The sequence below is a fragment of the Pseudoalteromonas sp. SS15 genome (assembly GCF_049257195.1).
GTDB lineage: Bacteria > Pseudomonadota > Gammaproteobacteria > Enterobacterales > Alteromonadaceae > Pseudoalteromonas.
In genome coordinates, this window is record NZ_JBMMUD010000005.1 from 336796 (window position 1) to 357032 (window position 20237).

17 protein-coding genes are annotated in these 20237 nt (G+C 40.6%); 7 read left to right on the forward strand and 10 right to left on the reverse strand.

The annotated features are described in order from the left end of the window. Nucleotides 1–23 precede the first annotated feature (23 nt). Nucleotides 24–2183: a S46 family peptidase gene (locus AAEU28_RS12705; protein WP_421964457.1), complete on the reverse strand. Its 2160-nt coding sequence runs from the start codon at nucleotides 2181–2183 to the stop codon at nucleotides 24–26. A gap of 251 nt (nucleotides 2184–2434) precedes the next feature. After that, nucleotides 2435–3766 (reverse strand): dihydroorotase, encoded by a 1332-nt coding sequence (locus tag AAEU28_RS12710; RefSeq protein ID WP_421964458.1) that lies wholly within the window; start codon nucleotides 3764–3766, stop codon nucleotides 2435–2437. Between the two features lie 234 nt (nucleotides 3767–4000). On the opposite strand from AAEU28_RS12710, the gene AAEU28_RS12715 reads away from it, so the two are divergent. The 3 genes from AAEU28_RS12715 to AAEU28_RS12725 all read left to right on the forward strand — a co-directional run bounded on the left by AAEU28_RS12715 (nucleotide 4001) and on the right by AAEU28_RS12725 (nucleotide 8154). Continuing rightward, complete coding sequence (locus AAEU28_RS12715) at nucleotides 4001–4861, forward strand: endonuclease/exonuclease/phosphatase family protein (protein WP_421964459.1); 861 nt, start codon at nucleotides 4001–4003, stop codon at nucleotides 4859–4861. A gap of 36 nt (nucleotides 4862–4897) precedes the next feature. Further along, on the forward strand, nucleotides 4898–7060 hold the full coding sequence (locus tag AAEU28_RS12720; protein WP_421964460.1) for a M3 family metallopeptidase: 2163 nt from the start codon (nucleotides 4898–4900) through the stop codon (nucleotides 7058–7060). A gap of 185 nt (nucleotides 7061–7245) precedes the next feature. Then, on the forward strand, nucleotides 7246–8154 hold the full coding sequence (locus AAEU28_RS12725; protein ID WP_421964461.1) for a bile acid:sodium symporter family protein: 909 nt from the start codon (nucleotides 7246–7248) through the stop codon (nucleotides 8152–8154). A 24-nt stretch (nucleotides 8155–8178) separates the two neighbouring features. Here the strand turns inward: AAEU28_RS12725 and AAEU28_RS12730 are convergent, their stop codons facing one another. After that, a complete protein-coding gene (locus AAEU28_RS12730) occupies nucleotides 8179–8850 on the reverse strand; it encodes a hypothetical protein (RefSeq protein ID WP_421964462.1) in 672 nt (223 codons plus the stop codon). A 94-nt stretch (nucleotides 8851–8944) separates the two neighbouring features. Next, nucleotides 8945–9628 (reverse strand): CTP synthase C-terminal region-related (seleno)protein, encoded by a 684-nt coding sequence (locus tag AAEU28_RS12735; RefSeq protein WP_421964463.1) that lies wholly within the window; start codon nucleotides 9626–9628, stop codon nucleotides 8945–8947. A gap of 179 nt (nucleotides 9629–9807) precedes the next feature. Here AAEU28_RS12735 and AAEU28_RS12740 point away from each other — a divergent pair, with 179 nt between their 5' ends. Next, entirely contained in the window at nucleotides 9808–11061 is a 1254-nt protein-coding gene (locus tag AAEU28_RS12740; protein ID WP_421964464.1) for an aromatic amino acid transport family protein, read from the forward strand. Between the two features lie 116 nt (nucleotides 11062–11177). Here the strand turns inward: AAEU28_RS12740 and AAEU28_RS12745 are convergent, their stop codons facing one another. The 6 genes from AAEU28_RS12745 to AAEU28_RS12770 form a co-directional block, all read right to left on the reverse strand. Further along, nucleotides 11178–11879 carry a peptidylprolyl isomerase gene (locus AAEU28_RS12745; RefSeq protein WP_421964538.1) on the reverse strand — a complete coding sequence of 234 codons (702 nt, stop codon included), beginning with the start codon at nucleotides 11877–11879 and terminating at the stop codon, nucleotides 11178–11180. 203 nt (nucleotides 11880–12082) lie between these two features. Then, nucleotides 12083–12595 carry a signal peptidase II gene (lspA, locus tag AAEU28_RS12750; protein ID WP_421964465.1) on the reverse strand — a complete coding sequence of 171 codons (513 nt, stop codon included), beginning with the start codon at nucleotides 12593–12595 and terminating at the stop codon, nucleotides 12083–12085. Nucleotides 12596–12662: 67 nt separating this feature from the next. Beyond that, nucleotides 12663–13898 carry a sensor histidine kinase gene (locus AAEU28_RS12755; RefSeq protein WP_421964466.1) on the reverse strand — a complete coding sequence of 412 codons (1236 nt, stop codon included), beginning with the start codon at nucleotides 13896–13898 and terminating at the stop codon, nucleotides 12663–12665. Between the two features lie 49 nt (nucleotides 13899–13947). Next, on the reverse strand, nucleotides 13948–14673 hold the full coding sequence (locus tag AAEU28_RS12760; RefSeq protein WP_421964467.1) for a response regulator: 726 nt from the start codon (nucleotides 14671–14673) through the stop codon (nucleotides 13948–13950). 7 nt (nucleotides 14674–14680) lie between these two features. After that, on the reverse strand, nucleotides 14681–15064 hold the full coding sequence (locus AAEU28_RS12765; RefSeq protein WP_421964468.1) for a hypothetical protein: 384 nt from the start codon (nucleotides 15062–15064) through the stop codon (nucleotides 14681–14683). Between the two features lie 2 nt (nucleotides 15065–15066). Further along, nucleotides 15067–17640, reverse strand: a complete 2574-nt coding sequence (locus tag AAEU28_RS12770; RefSeq protein WP_421964469.1) for a reprolysin-like metallopeptidase — start codon at nucleotides 17638–17640, stop codon at nucleotides 15067–15069. 413 nt (nucleotides 17641–18053) lie between these two features. Between AAEU28_RS12770 and AAEU28_RS12775 the strand changes: the two genes are divergently transcribed. The 3 genes from AAEU28_RS12775 (at nucleotide 18054) to AAEU28_RS12785 (ending at nucleotide 20189) form a co-directional block, all read left to right on the forward strand. Continuing rightward, nucleotides 18054–19532 carry a helix-turn-helix domain-containing protein gene (locus AAEU28_RS12775; RefSeq protein WP_421964470.1) on the forward strand — a complete coding sequence of 493 codons (1479 nt, stop codon included), beginning with the start codon at nucleotides 18054–18056 and terminating at the stop codon, nucleotides 19530–19532. A 66-nt stretch (nucleotides 19533–19598) separates the two neighbouring features. Next, nucleotides 19599–19847, forward strand: a complete 249-nt coding sequence (locus tag AAEU28_RS12780; RefSeq protein ID WP_421964471.1) for a RebB family R body protein — start codon at nucleotides 19599–19601, stop codon at nucleotides 19845–19847. 54 nt (nucleotides 19848–19901) lie between these two features. Next, the gene (locus tag AAEU28_RS12785) at nucleotides 19902–20189 is read left to right on the forward strand and encodes a RebB family R body protein (RefSeq protein ID WP_058029389.1); all 288 of its coding nucleotides are present in this window, start codon (nucleotides 19902–19904) and stop codon (nucleotides 20187–20189) included. Nucleotides 20190–20237: the final 48 nt, after the last annotated feature.

The window sequence follows — 20237 nt, forward strand, 5'->3', positions numbered from 1 at the left end:
CTGAATAAACTAAGAACTAACTGTTACTTAACAATGTTCATTTCTTTTAGTAGGTTTTGTGCATTATCTACTTTATCCATTACCCAAAGCATATAACGTGAGTCTACGTGGATAGAGCGATTAAGGTTGGCGTCATAATCCCAGTCACCAATGATACTTTCGTACACACCGTCGAATAATAAGCCAACTAGCTCTGCTTTACCGTTTAGTGTTGGTGAGCCTGAGTTACCACCCGTTGTATCTACATTTGATAAGAAGTTAACAGGTACTGTATTCATGCCACCAGTGTATGCACCGTAAAGTTTTTGCTTAATTAATTCATTTTGTTTCTCTGGCGAATTGAACGGCTCAACACCGGTGTTTTTAGCTAATAAGCCTTCAAGAGAAGTAAATGGTGTCGCCACTAGACCGTCTTGCGGTGAATATCCGCCAACGGTACCGTAAGTAACACGTAATGTGCTGTTTGCATCAGCATAAACTGGCTTACCTAATGACTTATTATACGCGATGATTGCTTCCATTAATGCCGGACGAGCTGCTTGCTGTTTACCCGCAAGCTCCTTGTCTTGATCTTCAATTTGCTTCATCACAGTAAAGATGGCTTTAGCATATTGAACGAATGGATCTGCACTTGCGTTAATTTGTGAGAACTCAAGGTCTGCCATCCATAAACGGGCTTTTTCATCAGCCAGTTTAGAGTTTGCATACATGTCATCTAGCAATGCTTTTTGTTTCGCTTTATTAAAGCCATTAGTTAGATTGAATGCTTTATCAACTTCAACTAAACGCTCTGACTTTGGCAATGCAGCATAAAGCTCTAAGAAGTGAAGTAAGATTGCCTTATCTACCGTTTCATCATAACGGCGGCTCATGCTCTTAAGCCGCGCTTGAATTCGTGGTAAGTCACGCTCTTGATAGCCGCGCTCACGCTCTGCATCTGGCTTTTGCTTCTCAACTGCTAGACGGTAAAGCATACGTGCCGTAGAAATCATTTGTGAACGGTGCACATAACCTAGCATACGGTCACGTTGATTATGCGCTTGAGATTCAGCAACTAGTTTATTCAGATCAGTTAACACTGAACCATATTTTGCTTTACGATCGCTATTGGCATTGATCCAAGCCGCTAAGTCTTGTTCGAACTGTTGCTTACGCGTATACATTGAGCCTTTTTTGAAGCTTTCAATCATAGAACCATAGTTCTTGATGTAGTTATTGTAACCTGCAATGGTGCTCTCGTAAGCAATGCGCGCTTGAGAGCCTTCAGGGGCATTTTCTTCAATCAACTCAACATACTTAGAGTTATGCTTTCGTGCTAGCGGGTAAGCCGTATTGAACACGTAATCCACTTCAGTCGCAATACGGTAACGGTTAGTACGGCCCGGGTAGCCGGTTACCATCACAAAGTCACCTTCTTGTACGCCCTTGGCGCTCACACTTAAGAATGAATCAGATGCAAATGGCACATTGTCTTTTGAATACTCTGCTGGTTTACCGTCTTTACCGACATAAGCACGGTAGAAAGCAAAATCACCTGTGTGACGTGGCCACATCCAGTTATCGATATCGCCACCGTATTTACCAACACCCATCGCTGGCGTGTAAGCTAAACGTACATCTTTGATTTCAAGTGATTTGATTAGGTAGTACTCAAGACCACCGTGGAAGGTATATACATTACAACGGTAGCTACCGTCTGCTTCACACTCAGCAACTAGGGCTTTGCGATTTTTATCAATTGCTTCGTAACGTGCTTTACCCGATAAACCGTCTGTGCCCTGGTTTACTTGTGCTGTCACATCCGTCACTTCTTCAGTTACATAAACACGTGAGCCCGGTGCTGCAGGTAAATCTTCTGAAGGTGTTTTCGCTAAGAAGCCATTTTCTAAAATATTGTTATCAGTTGTTGAGTTGTACTGAATTGAACCATAAGCACAGTGGTGGTTTGTAACCACTAGGCCTTTTGGTGATACAAAAGATGCTGTACAACCACCAAGACTAATCACCGCATTCATTGGGAATTCTGTTAGTTTAGAGATCGATTGAACGTCAATTTCTAACCCTTTTTGTTTTAATACAGACTCTAATTCAGGTAATTGATGTGGTTGCCACATACCCTCGTCAGCAATCGCAAAGTTGCTTGCTGCAAGCACAATAGCGGCTGTTAATGCTTTAATACGCATGATTTCCCTCAATATTATAATTGCTGAATTTCTATTTTTATTAGATTCAGCTGCTTGTTAGTGTTTTCACTTATCCCCAAAGGGAAAGAATTGGGTACTTTAATGTGCGCACCTAAAATAGCAATTGTTTGCGGTACGCTCTGGTAATTAAATTGTTTCAATTCGTTACAGAAAAACAAAGTTTTAAGTAATTACACAGACTCGTTTGTGTCTGAACAGAAACACCTTTTTATTATTGCCAACTCTATCTTTTAGCGGCTGAAATACAATGCTCGAGCAGCATTAGCGTTCAAGTTTACGCGCTCGCCATCATAGACCTTTTGTCCATTTACAAAGGTCGCAACGATTTTATGTGAAAAGGTTGTGCCATGAAAAGGCGTCCATTTACACATATAACGAATTGACTCATGAGTCACATACGTAGAGGCATTCGGGTCAACCAAAACGAGATCTGCAAAATAGCCTTCTTGAATAAAACCACGCTTTTCAATCGCAAAACGTTTTGCCACATTGTGTGCTGTTTTTTCTACTACCTGAGTCAATAACATAGTGCCGCGTTTAACTTGCTCTAATAAGCTTAAAAGTGCATGTTCTACAAGCGGTAAACCTGCTGGTGCTTGTTCATAAGGGACTGACTTTTCTTCCCATGTATGAGGCGCATGATCGGTCGCAATAATGTCTATTCTATCTTCTTGTAATGCAGCTAAAAGTGCTAGTCTATCTTGCTCAGATTTAACCGCAGGGTTGCACTTTATTTGATTTCCGAGCGCGGCATAATCGTCTTGGTTAAACCAAAGATGATGCACACAGGCTTCTGCTGTAATCTTTTTGTTCTCGATTGGGCCAGGTTCAAACAAAGCCATTTCTTTAGCCGTGGTCAAATGTAAAACATGTAGGTCAGAATTGTATTTTTTCGCCAGAGAAACAGCATATGACGAGGATTGATAGCAGGCTTCTGCATCTCGTATTACAGGGTGATGCTCAATGTTTGACACACCAAACTCAGCCAATACTCGAGCTTGATTTTGTTTTATCACCTCTCCTTGCTCGCAGTGAGTCGCAATTAAAATTGGGCACTCTTTAAAAATTTTCTCGAGCGCATCTGGATGATCAACAAGCAAATCACCTGTCGACGCGCCCATGAATACTTTTACACCACATACTCGATTAACGTCGACCGCTTTGATTTCATCAATGTTGTCAGGTGTAGCGCCTAAATAAAACGAATAATTCGCGACAGAGTCTTTTTCTGCTATGGCCATTTTATCTTCCAAAGCTTGCCGTGTAGTCGTTGAAGGTGACACATTAGGCATTTCCATAAAGCTGGTTATTCCACCAGCCACTGCAGCAGCCGACTCACTCGCAATTCTGCCTTTATGCGTCAAGCCAGGCTCTCTAAAATGCACTTGGTCATCAATCATACCGGGTAATAACCACATCCCTTCTGCATCAATAATTAAATCTGTATCTGAGACTGCAATATTGGCAGCAACTTTTGTGATTAGCTCACCTTCAACTTTCACATCACAAACTTGCATTTCACCATTATTCACTAAAGTTGCTTGCTTAATAATTAATGCCATAAAGCCTATACCTTTCAACGGAGTGTCATACCAAACAGAAAGCGAACGATAAATTAACTTGGTCTTACCACTTATCGTGCAACTCTGCCATTTAGCGCAATAAAGATTGCATCAAGCGGTGTTACTTTATAACATATCACGACATTCAAGTTTTTCAGAAGCACGTTGATGAATAAATCTTTCAAACACTCACTTATTGCTTGTTGCGCCACTCTCGCACTCAGCGCATGCAATATGGTTTCTAATCCAGAAGAATCACTGGCGGTTGCTACATGGAATATTGAGCATTTGGCTGAAAAAAATGGACAAGGGTGTAAAGCACGCAATCAAGCTGATTATGAAAAACTAAAGGACTATGCAAGTAACCTAAAAGCAGACGTTGTAGCATTACAAGAAGTTGAGTCAGCCAAAGCAGTTGCGCGTATTTTTCCTGAAGAAGAGTGGCAAATAATCATCTCAGACCGCCCTGATTCTCAAACTTATACCTGTAGAGAAAGTGGCCTGACATCGACACAGCAAAAAGTGGCTTTTGCGGTAAGAAATTCACTGAAAATAAACAATGTTGAACAACTAAAAGCGATTGCTGTACCTCGACCAGGCTTAAGGCAGGGGATAAAGTTAACTGTTCAACATGCTGATGAAAAGCTTCACATTGTCAATCTTCACCTTAAAAGTGGTTGCTTTGTAGATGATTACCTAGACTCTGATAGAGAGTCTTGCGCTGTTCTTGCTCAACAGGTAAAGGTTCTTGATGACTATTTAGAATCTCAGGCACTAAATCAAGAAAACTGGATTGTGTTAGGTGACTTCAATCATAGACTGGCGACCCCTAACAATCGCTTCAGAAAAGATTTATTTCACTCACCGGGTTTATTTGCTGACACCAGCTTACCTAATAAGCAATTAGAAAACCTCACTGACGGCAAAACCGGTTGTCATCCGAAATACTCAGCACCAATTGACCATATTTTTATTTCTAGTGCGTTAAGCACTAAATTCAACCATGAGTCTTTAAAGTTTCATTTTTTCGACAATATGAATATTGACGACATGTTAAGTGACCATTGTGCTTTAAGTGCACGCTTTTCCTTTTAACCATCTTAGTTTTAAACACATAAATAGAGAAAAACAATGAAAACACTGATCGCTACCGCTATTAGTTCAGCACTTTTATTAAGTGCTTGCTCAGAGCCAAGCAATACAACAACAAATAACACTGCGCAAAATGAGCAAGTTTCTGCTTCAATTGAAAGTACAAACCCACTTTTTGTGAAAAGTCCTTTGCAATTTCAAACACCACAATTTGATTTAATCAAAGACGAGCACTTTGTGCCTGCTTTCGAGCAAGGCATGAAAGAGCAACTTGCTGAGATTGATGCTATTGTGAATAACACTGAAGCACCTAGCTTTGAAAATACCATTGTTGCGATGGAAAAAAGCGGTGAGCTACTGACTCGTGCAAGTCGTATTTTCTTCAATTTAAACGGTACTGATTCAAACGACGCACGCCGTGCTATTCAAACAGAAATGGCACCAAAGTTTGCGGCACATGGCGACAATATCAACTTAAATAAAGCACTTTTCGAACGTGTTGAAGCGGTTTATAACCAACGTGCTGCACTTAACCTAACCGCTGAAGAAAAGCGTCTCGTAGAAGTTCTTTATAAAGGCTTTGTTCGTTCAGGTGCGAAACTAAACGAAGACCAAAAAACGCGTATTCGTGAAATCAATAAAGAACTTTCTACAATTGGTACTCAGTTCAGCCAGAACATTATGGCGCTGATTAAAAACAATGTCGTAATTGTTGAAGATAAAGCGCAACTAGCAGGTCTGTCTGATGCACAAATCGCTTCACTTGCAACTGCTGCGGCAGAAGCGGGCCATGAAGGCAAGTACCTTATCAAAATCACGAATACGACACGTCAACCAATTCTTGCCTCTTTAGAGAATCGTGACCTTCGTGAGAAAGTTTGGCGTGCATCTGCTGAGCGTGCTCTGACAGGTGAAAACAGCAACGCTGATATTGTGCCTACGATCACTAAATTACGTGCTGAACGCGCTGCACTATTAGGCTATGACAGTTATGCGCACTTTGGCCTTGAATCACAAATGGCAAAAGAGCCACAAGCTGTGTTAGATATGCTTTCGAGCATGGTACCTGCGCTTCTTCAGAATGTAGATGCGGAAGCCGCTGCAATTCAGGCTAAAATTGATGCCTCTGGCGAAAACTTCAAACTAGCACCATGGGACTGGTTCTTCTACGCAGAGCAAGTACGTAAAGATAAGTACAACCTAGATGAAAATGCGGTAAAAGAGTATTTCGAATTTAATCGTGTACTGAAAGATGGTGTGTTCTTCACTATGAACCGTTTATACGGCATCACTTTCAAGCCGCGTCCAGACTTACCGGTTTATCATGAAGACGTAGAAGCTTATGAACTATTAGACGAAGACGGCTCTAGCCTAGCTATTTTCTACGCTGACTACTTTGCTCGTGAAGGTAAGCGTGGTGGTGCATGGAAAAGTGCCTTTGTTAAACAGTCTGGCCTAGACAATCAGCGCCCTGTGATTGTGAATGTAATGAACATTCAAAAAGCCCCTGAGGGTGAGCCAACGCTTATCAGCTACTCAGAAGCGACCACTATTTTCCATGAAATGGGTCACGGTGTTCATGGCATGTTATCTCAAGTGAAATACCCTACTCTTTCAGGTACTTCTACATCTCGTGACTTTGTAGAGTTCCCTTCTACCTTCGAAGAAGACTGGGCAATGTACCCTGAAGTTATTGCAAACTATGCAAAGCACTACAAAACGGGTGAGCCAATTCCAAAAGACTTACTTAAAAAAGTGATCGAGTCTCGTAGCTTCAACCAAGGCTTCGATACTTTTGAATATGTTGCAGCTGCACTCCTAGATATGGAATGGCACTCATTACCTGCTTCTGCACCAAAGCAAGACATTGTTAAGTTTGAGCAAGCTGCGCTTGAAAAACATAACGTAAACATTGATTACATCCCGCCTCGTTATAAATCAGCCTACTTTAACCACTCAATGGGTGGTTATGCAGCAGGTTACTACGCATACATGTGGAGTGAAATTTTAGCGGCAGATGCGTATGCGTACGTGCAAACCCAAGGTGGTTTAAACCGTAAGATTGGTCAGAAGTATCGTGAGAATATTCTTGAAGTAGGTAACACTCGTGACCTTATGGAATCTTATAAAGCATTCCGCGGACAAGAGCCAACGACTGAAGCGTTACTTAAGCGTCGTGGTTTATCGGTAACAGTTAACTAATTCAACATCATAACCAATTAAAGCAACTAGGTATTGTGCTAAGGTCACTTTAAACCTAGTTGCTTTTTTTCAGTATTATTTTCTGTATATTCAATTACATTAAGCACATTTTTTGATGTGTATTTTTGCTATATCAATCAACAATATTAATAGGTAGTATGAAATAAAAAACACATCCAACTACGATGCATCTATCACTTCAACTTTTTCCTCTGTGGGCTGTTATCAGCTCTGTTATTGCTTACTTTAACCCTAGCCTGTTTACAGGTTTTAAATCCAGTATTGTGCCGCTGTTAATGTTTATCATGCTAACGATGGGTTTAACGCTAAAACCAGCTGACTTTAAACGGGTCGTTGAAAATAAAAAAGCAGTAGGGCTCGGTCTAGTTTTACAATTTACGATTATGCCAGTCACCGCATTTTTGCTCAGCCAACTATTTGCATTGGACACTCAAATGCTAATTGGTATGGTGCTTGTTGGTGCTGTTGCCGGTGGCACCGCAAGTAATGTGTTGTGTTATTTGGCAAAAGGCGATGTTGCTTTGTCTGTGACTATGACAGCAATCAGCACCTTAGTTGGGGTGATCATGACACCGCTTTTAACAAACCTTTTGATTGGTCAAAATATTGATATCCCTGTGCTTTCGATGCTGAGTAGTTTAGCAAAAATTGTCTTATTGCCATTGTTGCTAGGCGTTACACTGAATTACGTTTTTGCAAATGTAATAGAGAAAATAAACAGCAAACTGCCGATAATTGCCATGCTGGCAATCATTTTAATCATCAGTATTATCGTTGCGTTAAATCAACCAAAGCTGCAAAGCTTGAGCCTATTAATTGTGGCAGCTGTGGTTGTTCATAACCTTATCGGGCTAACATTAGGTTATTGGGCACCGAAAAAATTAGGGTTTAACGAGCAAGTTTGCCGCACAGTAGCATTTGAGGTGGGTATGCAAAACTCTGGGTTGGCAGTGGCGCTTGCGATTAAATTTTTTACCCCAACGGCAGCCATTGCGGGTACGCTATTTTCAATTTGGCATAATATCAGCGGGTCAATCTTAGCCGGATATTGGCAAAGAAAGCGCGTCGATTAAGGCGCGCTAATTCGACTTTAAATATTACTTTTCTTGAAAGTCTTCAGCTTCATAATAAAGCGGCTTTAAAGTACCACAATTCACAAATTTATAAGTCAATTCGCTTTCTTTTGGCACACGCTTCGATGTCCTGAATTTTTGCAAACAGGCGCCTGTCATATCAATATGAATTAGATGGCTAAAGCTTGGGGCTTTTTGAATTTTGTGAATATACAAACGCTCACTGCCTTTGATATCCACGTAATCATAATCTTGCCACTGAGAAGAGTCTTGCAAGTCTTTAAACTCTCTTGCATAAATTTTATCGGTAAATTCTATGGTACGGTTTGCATAAAAAAGGCTCCCCCCCCTATCGAAATGCCCCATATAAACATCGGCAGTGACCGTGATTTCTTCACCTCGAAGCAAACGCTGGATGTTAAATGCTTGCGGTTTAATCGTGACCAGTTCCGCATCTTTGACTAGATTTAAAAAAGCAACATCGGGGTTTTTAATTTCATACACAACTTGTAAGTCATGGGGCATACGATAACCAGACATATTCATAGCATAAATATTTGAGCCTTTATTAACGAGCACCATAGGGTGCTCAGCATGATATCCAGGATCTAAAGGTTCTGGCTCTGGCTTTTTTTCTTCTTCGGCAATGACCGCACATGTAAAAAGTAAACCCAGTAACAAATAAACTAATCTCATATTACTTCTCTTTAACCTTATGATTAAAAAGCAGTATAGCAGTTGGGATTGGTAATTATGATGATTGAGCAATAATATTTTTAGTATTTTGAAATTAACCTAGGCAAGCATTTAAAAAGGCTTTGATGATTGGGTGTTGCTTATTCTGTAAAGCGCTTCGCTCTGGCTGAAAAGCCGTACCAATAAAGAATGGGTGAGATTGCAGCTCTAACGATTTTGGGTCTCCATGGTGGTCAACACTACTAAATAGCAAATCACTTTCTGCAAACAAATTTAGGTATTTTGGGTTCACACCAAAGCCGCAGTTAAATTCTTCTGTAATTTCTCTTTGATCATACACACCTTGTATTTTGCTGTTTGCTTTTAAAATAACGCCATGTTGCTCATGATTTAAGCGGCACACTAAAGCACTGATCAGAGGCATGGATGTTTCTAAATCCACTTCTGCATTTCCCGCTTGTTCATACCCTAACGCATTTCGCGCAAACTCTAGCGCAGCATGTTGGTAACCCGCGCAAGTGCCTAAGAATGGCTTTTTATGCTCACGAGCAAAACGGATCACAGACAAAACGTTTTCCATATTGTCATATGGGCTTTTCGGTACACACCAAATGCCATCGAACTGAGATAAGTCTTTTAAGTCGACCTTTGATGAATGGATCCAGTGATATTCAATTTTCTGAGAGGTATTTAACTTCAATGCCTTAGGAATGGCTTGGTGGGCAAGGACTTGTAGATCGAAGTCTCCGATTAAAGCAATTTTCAATATCGCGTTCATTAACTGTCCTTTAAGCAATAACAAACACATAAATTAACCAATTCAGGAACAAACTGCAAATTCGTCAAACTCCCTTTACACCGTTCAGTGTCGATTAAGCCTTTATAAATGCATCTTTGCGCCAATTTCTATATCATGCGCGCGAAAAATAATTCTTATTAATTTCTAGGACAACAAGTATGAGTAACTCCCCAGAAGCCATGACGTTAGATATGTCTTCAGCCAGTAGGGGTGGCTGGACTCAGCACGATACGCAATGGGTATTAAGCCTATTCGGTACAGCGGTCGGTGCGGGTATTTTATTTTTGCCAATTAACATCGGTATTGGTGGTTTTTGGCCGCTACTAATTATGGCCTTACTAGCCTTCCCAATGACATTTTTAGCACACCGTGGTCTTGCCCGTTTTGTGCTCTCATCAAAACAAGATAACGCAGATTTCACCGACGTGGTGGAAGAGCACTTTGGTGCTGGTGCAGGTCGTCTGATCTCTCTACTCTATTTCTTCTCTATTTACCCTATTCTACTTATTTATGGTGTAGGTTTAACCAATACAGTAGACAGCTTTATGGTGAACCAGTTAGGCATGGAGTCAATCCCTCGTGTGGCGCTATCTGGCGTTCTCGTTGCGTTTATGGTGAGTTTAATGTTGGGCGGTGAAAAGCTGCTCATGCGCGCCTTCTCTGCTTTGGTTTACCCGTTAGTGGCGATTTTATTATTCTTATCACTATACCTTATTCCAAACTGGCAAATGCCAGCGGTGTCAGCGCCAGATATTGGTGAACTGAGCAGCACATTATGGCTATCAGTGCCTGTGATAGTATTTTCATTCAGTCACGCTGCGGCAATTTCTAGCTTTGCCAATGTGCAGCGTCGTCATTACAAATCTGAAGCGGTGAGCAAAAGCGAAAAGATCCTAAAGTACACCTCTTTAATGCTGATCTTATTTGTATTGCTTTTTGTGTTCTCTTGCATTTTCTCTTTAACACCAGAGCAAATGGCACAAGCAAAAGAAGCAAACGTGTCGGTTCTGTCATTCTTAGCTAACGTGTATGACAACCCATATATTGCACTACTTGGTCCTTTCGTAGCATTCGTTGCCATTACCTCTTCTTTCTTGGGTCACTTCTTAGGTGCGCGTGAAAGCTTTAATGGTCTGGTTACAAAGCAAACTAAGCTAGGTAATGCGACTGCGGATAAAATGGGCGTTGCTGTGATGTTTGTCACAATTTGGTTCTGTGCGGTAATTAACCCAAGTATTCTGGGAATGATGGAAGCAATTTCAGGCCCTATCATTGCGATGATTTTATTCGTCATGCCAACTATCGCCATCTATAAAGTACCAAGCCTGAATAAATACAAAGGTCGTTTAAGCACATACTTTGTATTAATTGTTGGTTTACTTGCAGTATCTGCGTTGTTATTCAACTGGTGATCAATGCTTAAATAATATCAATCCTCCATCACGCTAAATTAAGAGGATTAATATAAAAAGCCCAGACTGATTAGTCTGGGCTTTAATTTTTTAAGCGGACTTTGTTTTTAAGGAAACTAACGCTTTCTTCTAACAAATAAGCCTGTACCTAACAGCATCAACATACTAAATAAGCTACCAGAACTGCTTTCTGAATTATTATTACCTGTATCAGGGGTAGTCGTTGTCAGCAACGTATTTTTCTTAGGCTCTAAATTTTCTGCTGTATTTTCACTGTCATCAATAATCGTTACCGCATTGATTGTTATGAAATTGCTCTCGTCTGGATTGACCTGATCGTCAGCACATTTTTCTTGCGAGTAATCAACCAAAGGAATTGAACCACAACGCTCTAATTTAGCAATTTTATCAACGATATCCATGCCATCACCAATCACCTGGCCAAATACAGTAAAGCCACCGTTTTGCACGTCTAAATTAGCACTATTGTCTTTAAGGTTAAAAAACCACTGACTTGATGCGCTATTTGGATCACCTGCCAGTTTCGCCATCGCAATGGTACCGCGCACATTTGAATAAACAGGCTCATTATCTACATTACCAAATGACTCTACTTGGCTTAGCGGAATACTGCCTTCATAAAAGAAGCCGCCACCTTGTAACACAAAGTTTGGTTCTAAGCGGTGAAAAATTACATCTTGATAACGGTCCGCATTGACATACTTCATGAAGTTTTCAACTGTTTTCGGCGTGGTTTGATCAAACAAGTTAACTTGGAAACTACCTTGGGAAGTTTGGAACTCTACAATGGTTGCCATTGCTGAACTGCTAGCAACTAACAGTGCTGCTGAAAATAGATGTTTAATCAATGTCTTTGCCTCGAATATAAAACTGGGTGCTAAGACTACTGGTTAAAAGATAAAATGAAAAGAGAGTGCAAGCTTTGCGTAACAATTAATAACAATTACAAACACAAAGCTCTAATTCATTGACGGTGGGCTATTGTAAAAAGTTGATAAAACTAAGACCTAGCAGCCTGCTTCGCTGCGCGCTCTTCTTGCCAACCATAAAATAATAGCATTCCTGCACCGGCTAAAATAAACATATCAGCAATATTAAAAACTCCTGTACGCAAGCTACCGATGCCCACATTTAAGAAATCAATAACACCACCATCATTTAATACTCTATCTAGCCAATTACTAGCACCACCAGAGACAATCAGTGCCCAAGCGACCGCCATTGGGTTTGTCAGTTTCTTATCTCTTAATACGTAAATGATAATTCCTAACAGAAAAGCCCCGACCACACCAATGAAAGCGACCTTTCTCATAGATTCAGGCATTGCGCCGCCCAAACTCAAAAAAGCACCATGATTCTCAGCATAACCAATTCGAAACACATCATAAAAATAACTCGCCATTGGCCAAGGTTCTAGAGAAGTAGCAGCCCAGAACTTAGAAAGTTGATCAAAAATCAACGTAAGTAGTGTCACCACAATAAAAACTGTTTTAGGGGTGTTTTTTGTAAACATAAGTACGACCGAAATAAATATGTACCAAAATTTATTCCAAAGTATCTGAGTCTTAAATGAATGGCAATCATCTTGGGTTGAATGGCAAAACCAAACAAAAACATGCGCCGCCCAAACCCTGGTGTTTTTCAATAACAGTTAATTCACCGCCATGTAAATGTGCAATTGATCGCGCTATTGCTAACCCTAGGCCGCATCCGCCAGAATCTCTTGAGCGACTAGGATCAAGGCGTGTGAATGGTTCAAAAATACGGGTTATTTTACCTGGCGGGATCCCAATACCATCATCTTCAACAATACAGAGTATTGAGTCGCTCTCTAAAGTTAAACTGATCTCACATTTACTTTTAGCAAACCTGCCAGCATTACGCAGTATATTAATAAGTAATCGAGTTAATAAATGTGTATCAACCTCAGCTTCTATTTGACTGTCTTTTACCTCAAATTGAATGCTTGGGTAAAAAGCCTCGACTTGTTTCTGTGCTTGCCTTATCAGCTCAGTAAGTACACAAGACTCTATATTTAGCACTGTTGACCCATCTTTTAAACGTGCATAAGAAAGCAGTTCTTTTACTAAATCATCTAGCCCCTGCAATGCCTTTTGCATTGATTGAGTTAAGTCTTGCCTATCTTGTTCTTGAGCATCTTCTAGCATATCTAGTGCAAACTGAATACGTGCCATAGGGCTTCGGAACTCATGAGCAACACCATGTAGAAGATCTCTTTGTAAGTTTAATTGAGTTTGATTTTGCGCACTAATATCGGATAAATAATGTTTTATTTGGATAATTTGCTCGTCAATTGACCTTGAACGAGGACTGCTTTTCTCATTAATCTTTGAAATGTTTTCTTCCAAACGCTTTTGCTCAGACCAACAATAAAAGGTAAATAAAGCCAATGCGCCGAGATTCAGCACACTAGATACCAACCATAAAAGCCAATCAGAGAGCCAGTTCGTTACACTATCAAAATACACATTTTCGAGCATCACCAATTGCTGATCATCAAGATTGTAAAACACACTGGATGTCGAAAGGTCTATAAAACTCTTTTGATTCTCTACAAGGGCTCTTGAAAATAAGTCTTGCTCATACGCAGCAAGATTTTCAACCAATATTATATAAGCATCAGATCCATAACGTTCACTGGCTTTAAGCGCTTCACGCTCCCAATGTGTCGCTGAAGTATTAGTAAAGATTATTTCAAGATCATTGGCTACTTCATAAAGATGTGCTTCCCATTCATCAATGGCCTTTTCAACTAGAGCAGGTTGAGCATAGTGGTAAGTGACATGCGCTGCCACTAAATTACATAGAAGCAAAAAAAGAGCGCCAAGAACGACTTTATTCAGGTTAAGTTGCAAGTAAATACCCTTTATTTCTCACTGTAGTCAATAACTTAGGCTGCTTAGGATCATCTCCTAATTTTTTTCTAAGACGAGATACTCTTAAATCTATAGATCTATCCATGGGATCATAATCAAGCTTAAAAATGCGTTTATGCAGCTGTTCTCGAGAGAAAATCTCGCCAGGTGAACTTGCCAAAATGACCAGTAAATCAAATTCAGCACTTGATAAATCAATATCTCGAGACGAATGTTTAACACGTCGATTAGGTAAATCTATCTGCAACTCACCATGACAAGACACTAAGGTTGTTTGTTGCTGCTCTATTAGACTTGATTGCCTTCTCAACTGGGCTCGAATATGTGCCAGAAGCACCCTAGGTTTGATGGGTTTACATAAATAATCGTCAGCACCCACTTCTAAACCAGTCACTTCATCTATGTCATCGATTAAAGCAGTGAGCATAATGATGGGCCCAGTAAAGCTTGGCCTAATAGCTTTACATATCGTAAGCCCATCAGTGCCTGGTAACATTAAATCAAGAATAATTAAGTCTGGCTGCTCAGAAGCTATTTCTTTGATTGCATCACTGCCATCATTAATAACACTGACTTTATAACCATTTTGAGTTAAAAATTGGCTAACTAAGTCAGTTAGCTCAATATCATCATCTATTATTAAAATTGAATACACGTCTGTATGCCCTGCAGTCAAACATTTTTCATCTAACATAAGTGTATCATTCAACTGTGTATTTTGAGTCAGAAGCTGAATTCAAACAGTGCTTTAAGATAGCTAGGTTAAAAGATTTTGCGAAAGCATAAGCATCTCTGCGCTTTTGTTTATCTTCTGTGTTCTTAATAATGTCTGTGCTGTTGTCGACGTAACGCACTCCACAGATTGTCTTTAATGTTGCAGAGTCTTCTTGCTCTAAACCCGGAAAAACTAACCGCCTGCTTGCCAAGGCTAGTAACCTATAGTCATTTTTTTCTAATGCCTGTTTTATTTGTTTTGTAATTTCACGTTGACTACTTTGCTGGGCACTTGCCTGAGTAGGTTGTGCAGTATATGCACAACCTACTAAGCACCCAGCTAATAAAGCGATACTGGTGAGCTTTATCATTATTATTTCCTCACTCTTCTTAAGAATAATGCAGCAAGTCCTAGCAACGACCATAAGCCGAATGTTCCAGAACCACCATCATCATTACTTGGCTCAGGCGTTGGAGGCGTTACTGGCGTCGGATCCTCTTTCACTGTGACTTCGACCTGTGCGGTGCTTGTACCACCATTACCATCTGATACAGTATAATTAAATGTGTCTTTCCCTGAAAAACCGCTCGGTGCTGAATAGACAAGCTTGCCCTCTTTAATCTCGACTGTGCCTTGTCCTTGGTAATCAACACTCTCAACAACCAATGTGTCTAAATCTATATCTGAATCATTGCTAAGTACATCCAACGTCACTTCACTGACTTCAAAGTCCACTTCAAAAGTGTCATCTTGCGCAACAGGTGCATCATTTACCGCTGCAACCGTAATTGTTAGCTCAAATAACTCACTGATGAGCTCGCCTCTAGATGCGGTAACCGGCACTTTAAGCGAGCCATTAAAATCAGCAGTAGGCGTGATGGTTAAGTTGTCCAGTGTATAATTTTCACCTGACTGCAGGGTGAGCTTATCAACGGGCTTTGCTGTTGCATAAGTTAAATCAGAGGTCTTTATCGTGACGCTACTATCTTCATTCACTGACAGCGCGACTTGACCCGTAATTTGTGGTGCGACTTCTGTGATTGGGCCCTCTCCAACTTCAATGGCAAAATTACCAGAATTAATCGCAAAAAAGATATTATCGCTACACATCACTTTTACTCGGGCTTGAGTCGTGGTTACATTTTCGATCTGAACATTGAATTGACCGTTGTTCGCAACACCTTGCGCCAAAGTGGTTTTAAAGCTTTGTCCGGCATCATCTGAAAGTAAAATATCCACTTTTTCACAAGAGACCGGCGCATTTTCAGTACCCGCTGTATGCCAAGTAACAACTTGTTCATTATCACGCCAATTACTTGATTGGTCAGGTAGCGTGACAGAAAAGCCCTGCTCAACTTCAACTACATTAACTTGCATGGTGTCGTCACTGACACCGCCTTGCCCATCGCGAACAACTAAACGAAAGTCTAGCGCACGTGTTGTGGTTGCAAACGCTTCACCGTAACTCAACTCACCTTTCAGGAGGTCGCTCATCTGAGGCACAACACGGGTTGGCTCTGAACTTGGATTAAACGTTCTAAACAAGGGTCGCTTACCATCATCCACACTGTCTTGTTGTTTATCTGCAGATGCAGGCCCTAAGTTAAACTGTTGCCAGCTATAATTGAGGGTATCGTCATCGCTACCTTGAGCTGAACCCACCAATCTAAACGCAGTTTTAGCTGGAATAGTATAGTTTTGACCTGCTTCAACAGTAGGTTTTGCATTCGTTCGTTGTTTATGAACACCACATGTATTTCCTGCACCTAAACGACTGAACTTATTCATTTGGTCGAGTGAATGGATGTGAAAATAAGGATCTGAGTTGGCCTGCAAGTCTTGCTCATCACAAATCCCCGTGTAGCCCATGATGGTAGAGCCGCTGCCTGGTTCATAGGCGCTGTTTTCTGCTCGATTACCATCACACGCCCCAGCTAAACCATTGAATGTATGATCTGCACCTAACTGGTGCCCTATTTCATGGGCAACATAATCAATGTGAAATGCGTCATTAGTTGGCGCTTCACTGCCAGTCACCCCCTCGGCTTTGTACTCAGTACACACCACTTCAAACCCAGCTAAACCGCCGCCTCCAGTCCCTACTAGGTGACCAATATCATAACTTTCTTCACCAATTAATTCGTTTATTTTTGTGCTCAAAATATCAATGTCTTCATCGGTGTTTGCAAATGGATCTGTCTCGGGATCTAAGAAAATTAATTTGTCATTATCTCCCACTATCTCAAAAATCATGGCTAGATCTCGCTCATATACATCATTGAGACGATTCACCATGGTCACGATAGCCGCCATCACTTTTTCTTTTGTGCCACCATGGAATTGGCTGTATTCCCCTGTGGTGGTAAAAGCGATACGGTATGTGATGTGTGTATTGGGTAAAGCATTTTCTTCCGCCTGAGTTTCGCTTGATTGAACTTGTTCACGTTTTAACTGGCTGCTTTGTAGGCGCTTAATTGGAGCGCCTTGCTGAATTAGTTTAGATGTATGCAGTGCTTTAGCTTCGTAACTTCGATATACATGATCTGACGGCTCTGGATCTATAAATACCCGTGATTGCCCTTGATTAAAAACACCAAAGAAGCCTTTCGGACCAATATCGAAACGGCCTGTGTTAGCAGGATTATCAACTTGAAAACCCACAAAAGTTTTAATATCAGGAAACTTTTCAGCCAAAGTATTAGACATGACTTTACTGGGTTTCAGTCTAAATACGACAAATTCACCACTAGGTAATGGCAACTGAACGTCCACCTCTTGGCTGGGCGCCATGAGCTTATCTTGCAATTGACTGCTTGCAAGATGATACCTTTTAAGCAGTTGATCCTCTGAACTGCGGTTTTGTGTGGTTTGCTGCCATAGTTCACTCGCATAAGCGGGTAAATACATTATTTGGCTTAGTACTACTGCTAACAAAGTTTTTTTCATTGTGCTGTCTTCCCATTGATGAGTCAAAACCACTGTATCGATATTAAACCACCTTTTGGGTATCCGTTTGTGATTCATTTGTATCAAGCTTGATACAAATATGCGCAATTGCAATTTTTGCATTTGGCTAGCTCCTTGCACTTTTCTACTTTGGCAAGCGCTTATCCATTTTTTTGGCACGAAAAGCCTAAACGATGTTAATAAGACGTTTTCTTAATAGGTGTAATAAATTGTAATCACTATTCGCTTGATTTCCCCGATTTAAGGCCCGTCTTTTCCAGTACTTTGCCAATTACACACTACTTTCACCACAAAAATGCTGATAAAGGATTTTATTTAACACCAATTTTTATTGTTTTTTTTGGGATAAATAAAATAGAAGCGTGTGGTGGCTAACCAACCGGAGAAATAAAATGGAAATTCGCTCACAAGTGAAAAGGAACCCTTTAGATGTAGCGCTTTTGTTCAATAATTCAATTGCACAGCTACTAGACAATAAATTTAATCACTTAACACGTTGTGACTTTGTTGTTGAATATCAAACCTGTCATGCTGTTTCACATTTTTGGCCTAAATCGGCGCAGTTTGAAAAGCCCATTTCAAAAATCCCCATTAATTATCAAAGAAAACAGCTTGGTACATTACATTTACTTGTTGAAGTAAAGCAGGGTTCAAGCGAAGAGCTTGCATTTAAACAATTTGCAAGCCAGCTCGGATTGATGTTTGCAAGGCTCAGAGTTGCACAACTGAGTGACGAAAAATTTGGTCAAAACTTTGCACTACAAGGTTATAGCGCAGAGATAAACAAACTTGAAAGACTCATAGAAAAATGTGCCAACACCTTATTCCCGCTCGTCTTAAATGCCCCACCAGGAAGTGAAACGCTCGCAACAGCGATTAGCATTCATATGCTAAGTGATAAAAAAGCAGGCCCTTTTGTTGAACTCGATTGTACATCTATTGACGCACACAACTTTGAAAGTAAATTAAAGCAAGCATTCGAACAGGCGCAAAATGGCTCTTTGTTAATCGCCAATGTCAGCCATTTGCCTATGTCGCAACAAACTCAGCTCAATACCTTGCTGACTAATCAATATAGCCTAAGACAAAACTCGTCTCAGCCCAGGTTACTTTCTAGTAGTGAACACAATTTATATGCTCGGGTGAATCAGGGGCTATTCTCTCGCAGCCTATTTGAAAAACTCAGCTTTCTTGAGCTACCAATCCCAAGTATAAAAGACAGAAAAACTGATTTACCCTTACTCATCAATACTTTATTTGACCATCATAAGATTAGTGCCAAGCAAAAGCTTACCAAAGAGTGTTTTGATTTACTCAGCCAGTACGATTGGCCTGGTAATATGATGCAATTAGAGCAAACTCTGGTTAAGTTAATTGCCCTTTCATATCAAGATGATATCAGCTCTGAGGTACTTAAACAGACACTGCCTGAATTTAGTCAGCAACTAGAAAATAGTGCGGGCCAACCATTAGGTGAGCACCGGAAATCTATCGTCACTATATTGTTTAAAAAACAAGTTGCTGAACAAAGAGCGTTACACCCAAGTTTGTTGAAAGCGTTAATTTATATGCAGAACAATTGGCAACAAGAGATCACCTTAACAGGCCTTGCTAATCAGGCATTTGTCAGCCCCTCTCATCTGTCTTACTTATTTAAAAACACATTAAACAAAAGTTTTAAGCAAATTTTGGCTGAACTAAGAATAGAACACGCCAAAGCCATGATAGCCCAAGACCCTAACATTCGTATTACTGATTTATGTTTAGAGGTTGGCTTTGGCGACTTAAGTCACTTCGAAAAGATCTTCCGACGTTATACCGGTATGTCACCTCGCGACTATAAAAAACAGTACAAACCATACCGAATTTAAACAAGCCGATTTTCGCGGCAATTGTTAGCGCAATTGCCCGATTAACAAAACGTTGCACCCCCTAATATGACCTTATCAAAACAAGCACGGATAACGGTGATGGAAGACTTAAGCACACATATAGAAGACTTAGTTAACCAACAATCACCTCAAGTTTCTCGTGCCATGTTAGTGCAAGCAACAGCGCAAGCACTGGGTAATGCAGCACACAATGCCACTTACTCTCAACAGCAACACAATGTGCTGATCAAAACGAATACCGCCATTGGAGCGAATTTAATTCTCTCTCTTGGCGCCAAATATGCGAAAGCATAAAAGCTCAAACCGCTTGGAACGAGCAAAACATCAACATGAAGAAGGAAACAAACTATGGCAGCAGCAGCTGGTGGTGCAGCAACACCACTTCAAGTAAATAGCCAAGTCACTGACTCAGTAACGCAAGTGAACACCAGTGTGGTTGGTGAAACACCTGCGATGGCAATGGGTAACGTGCATATGGCAACCAGCCAAGCATTAGGCACAGCAGCGCTAAATGCGACAACAGGTAACCAACAGGCTTCAATCACGATGCAGGCAGCGACAGTACAAGGTGTGAATTCACTGATGTCGATTGGTAGCTCAGTGATCGGCCGCGGTACCGCAGAGATTTTATCTTAATTGAGCGGTTTTGCTTGGCAAAACCTCTCTCTTAACTTTACGACTTAA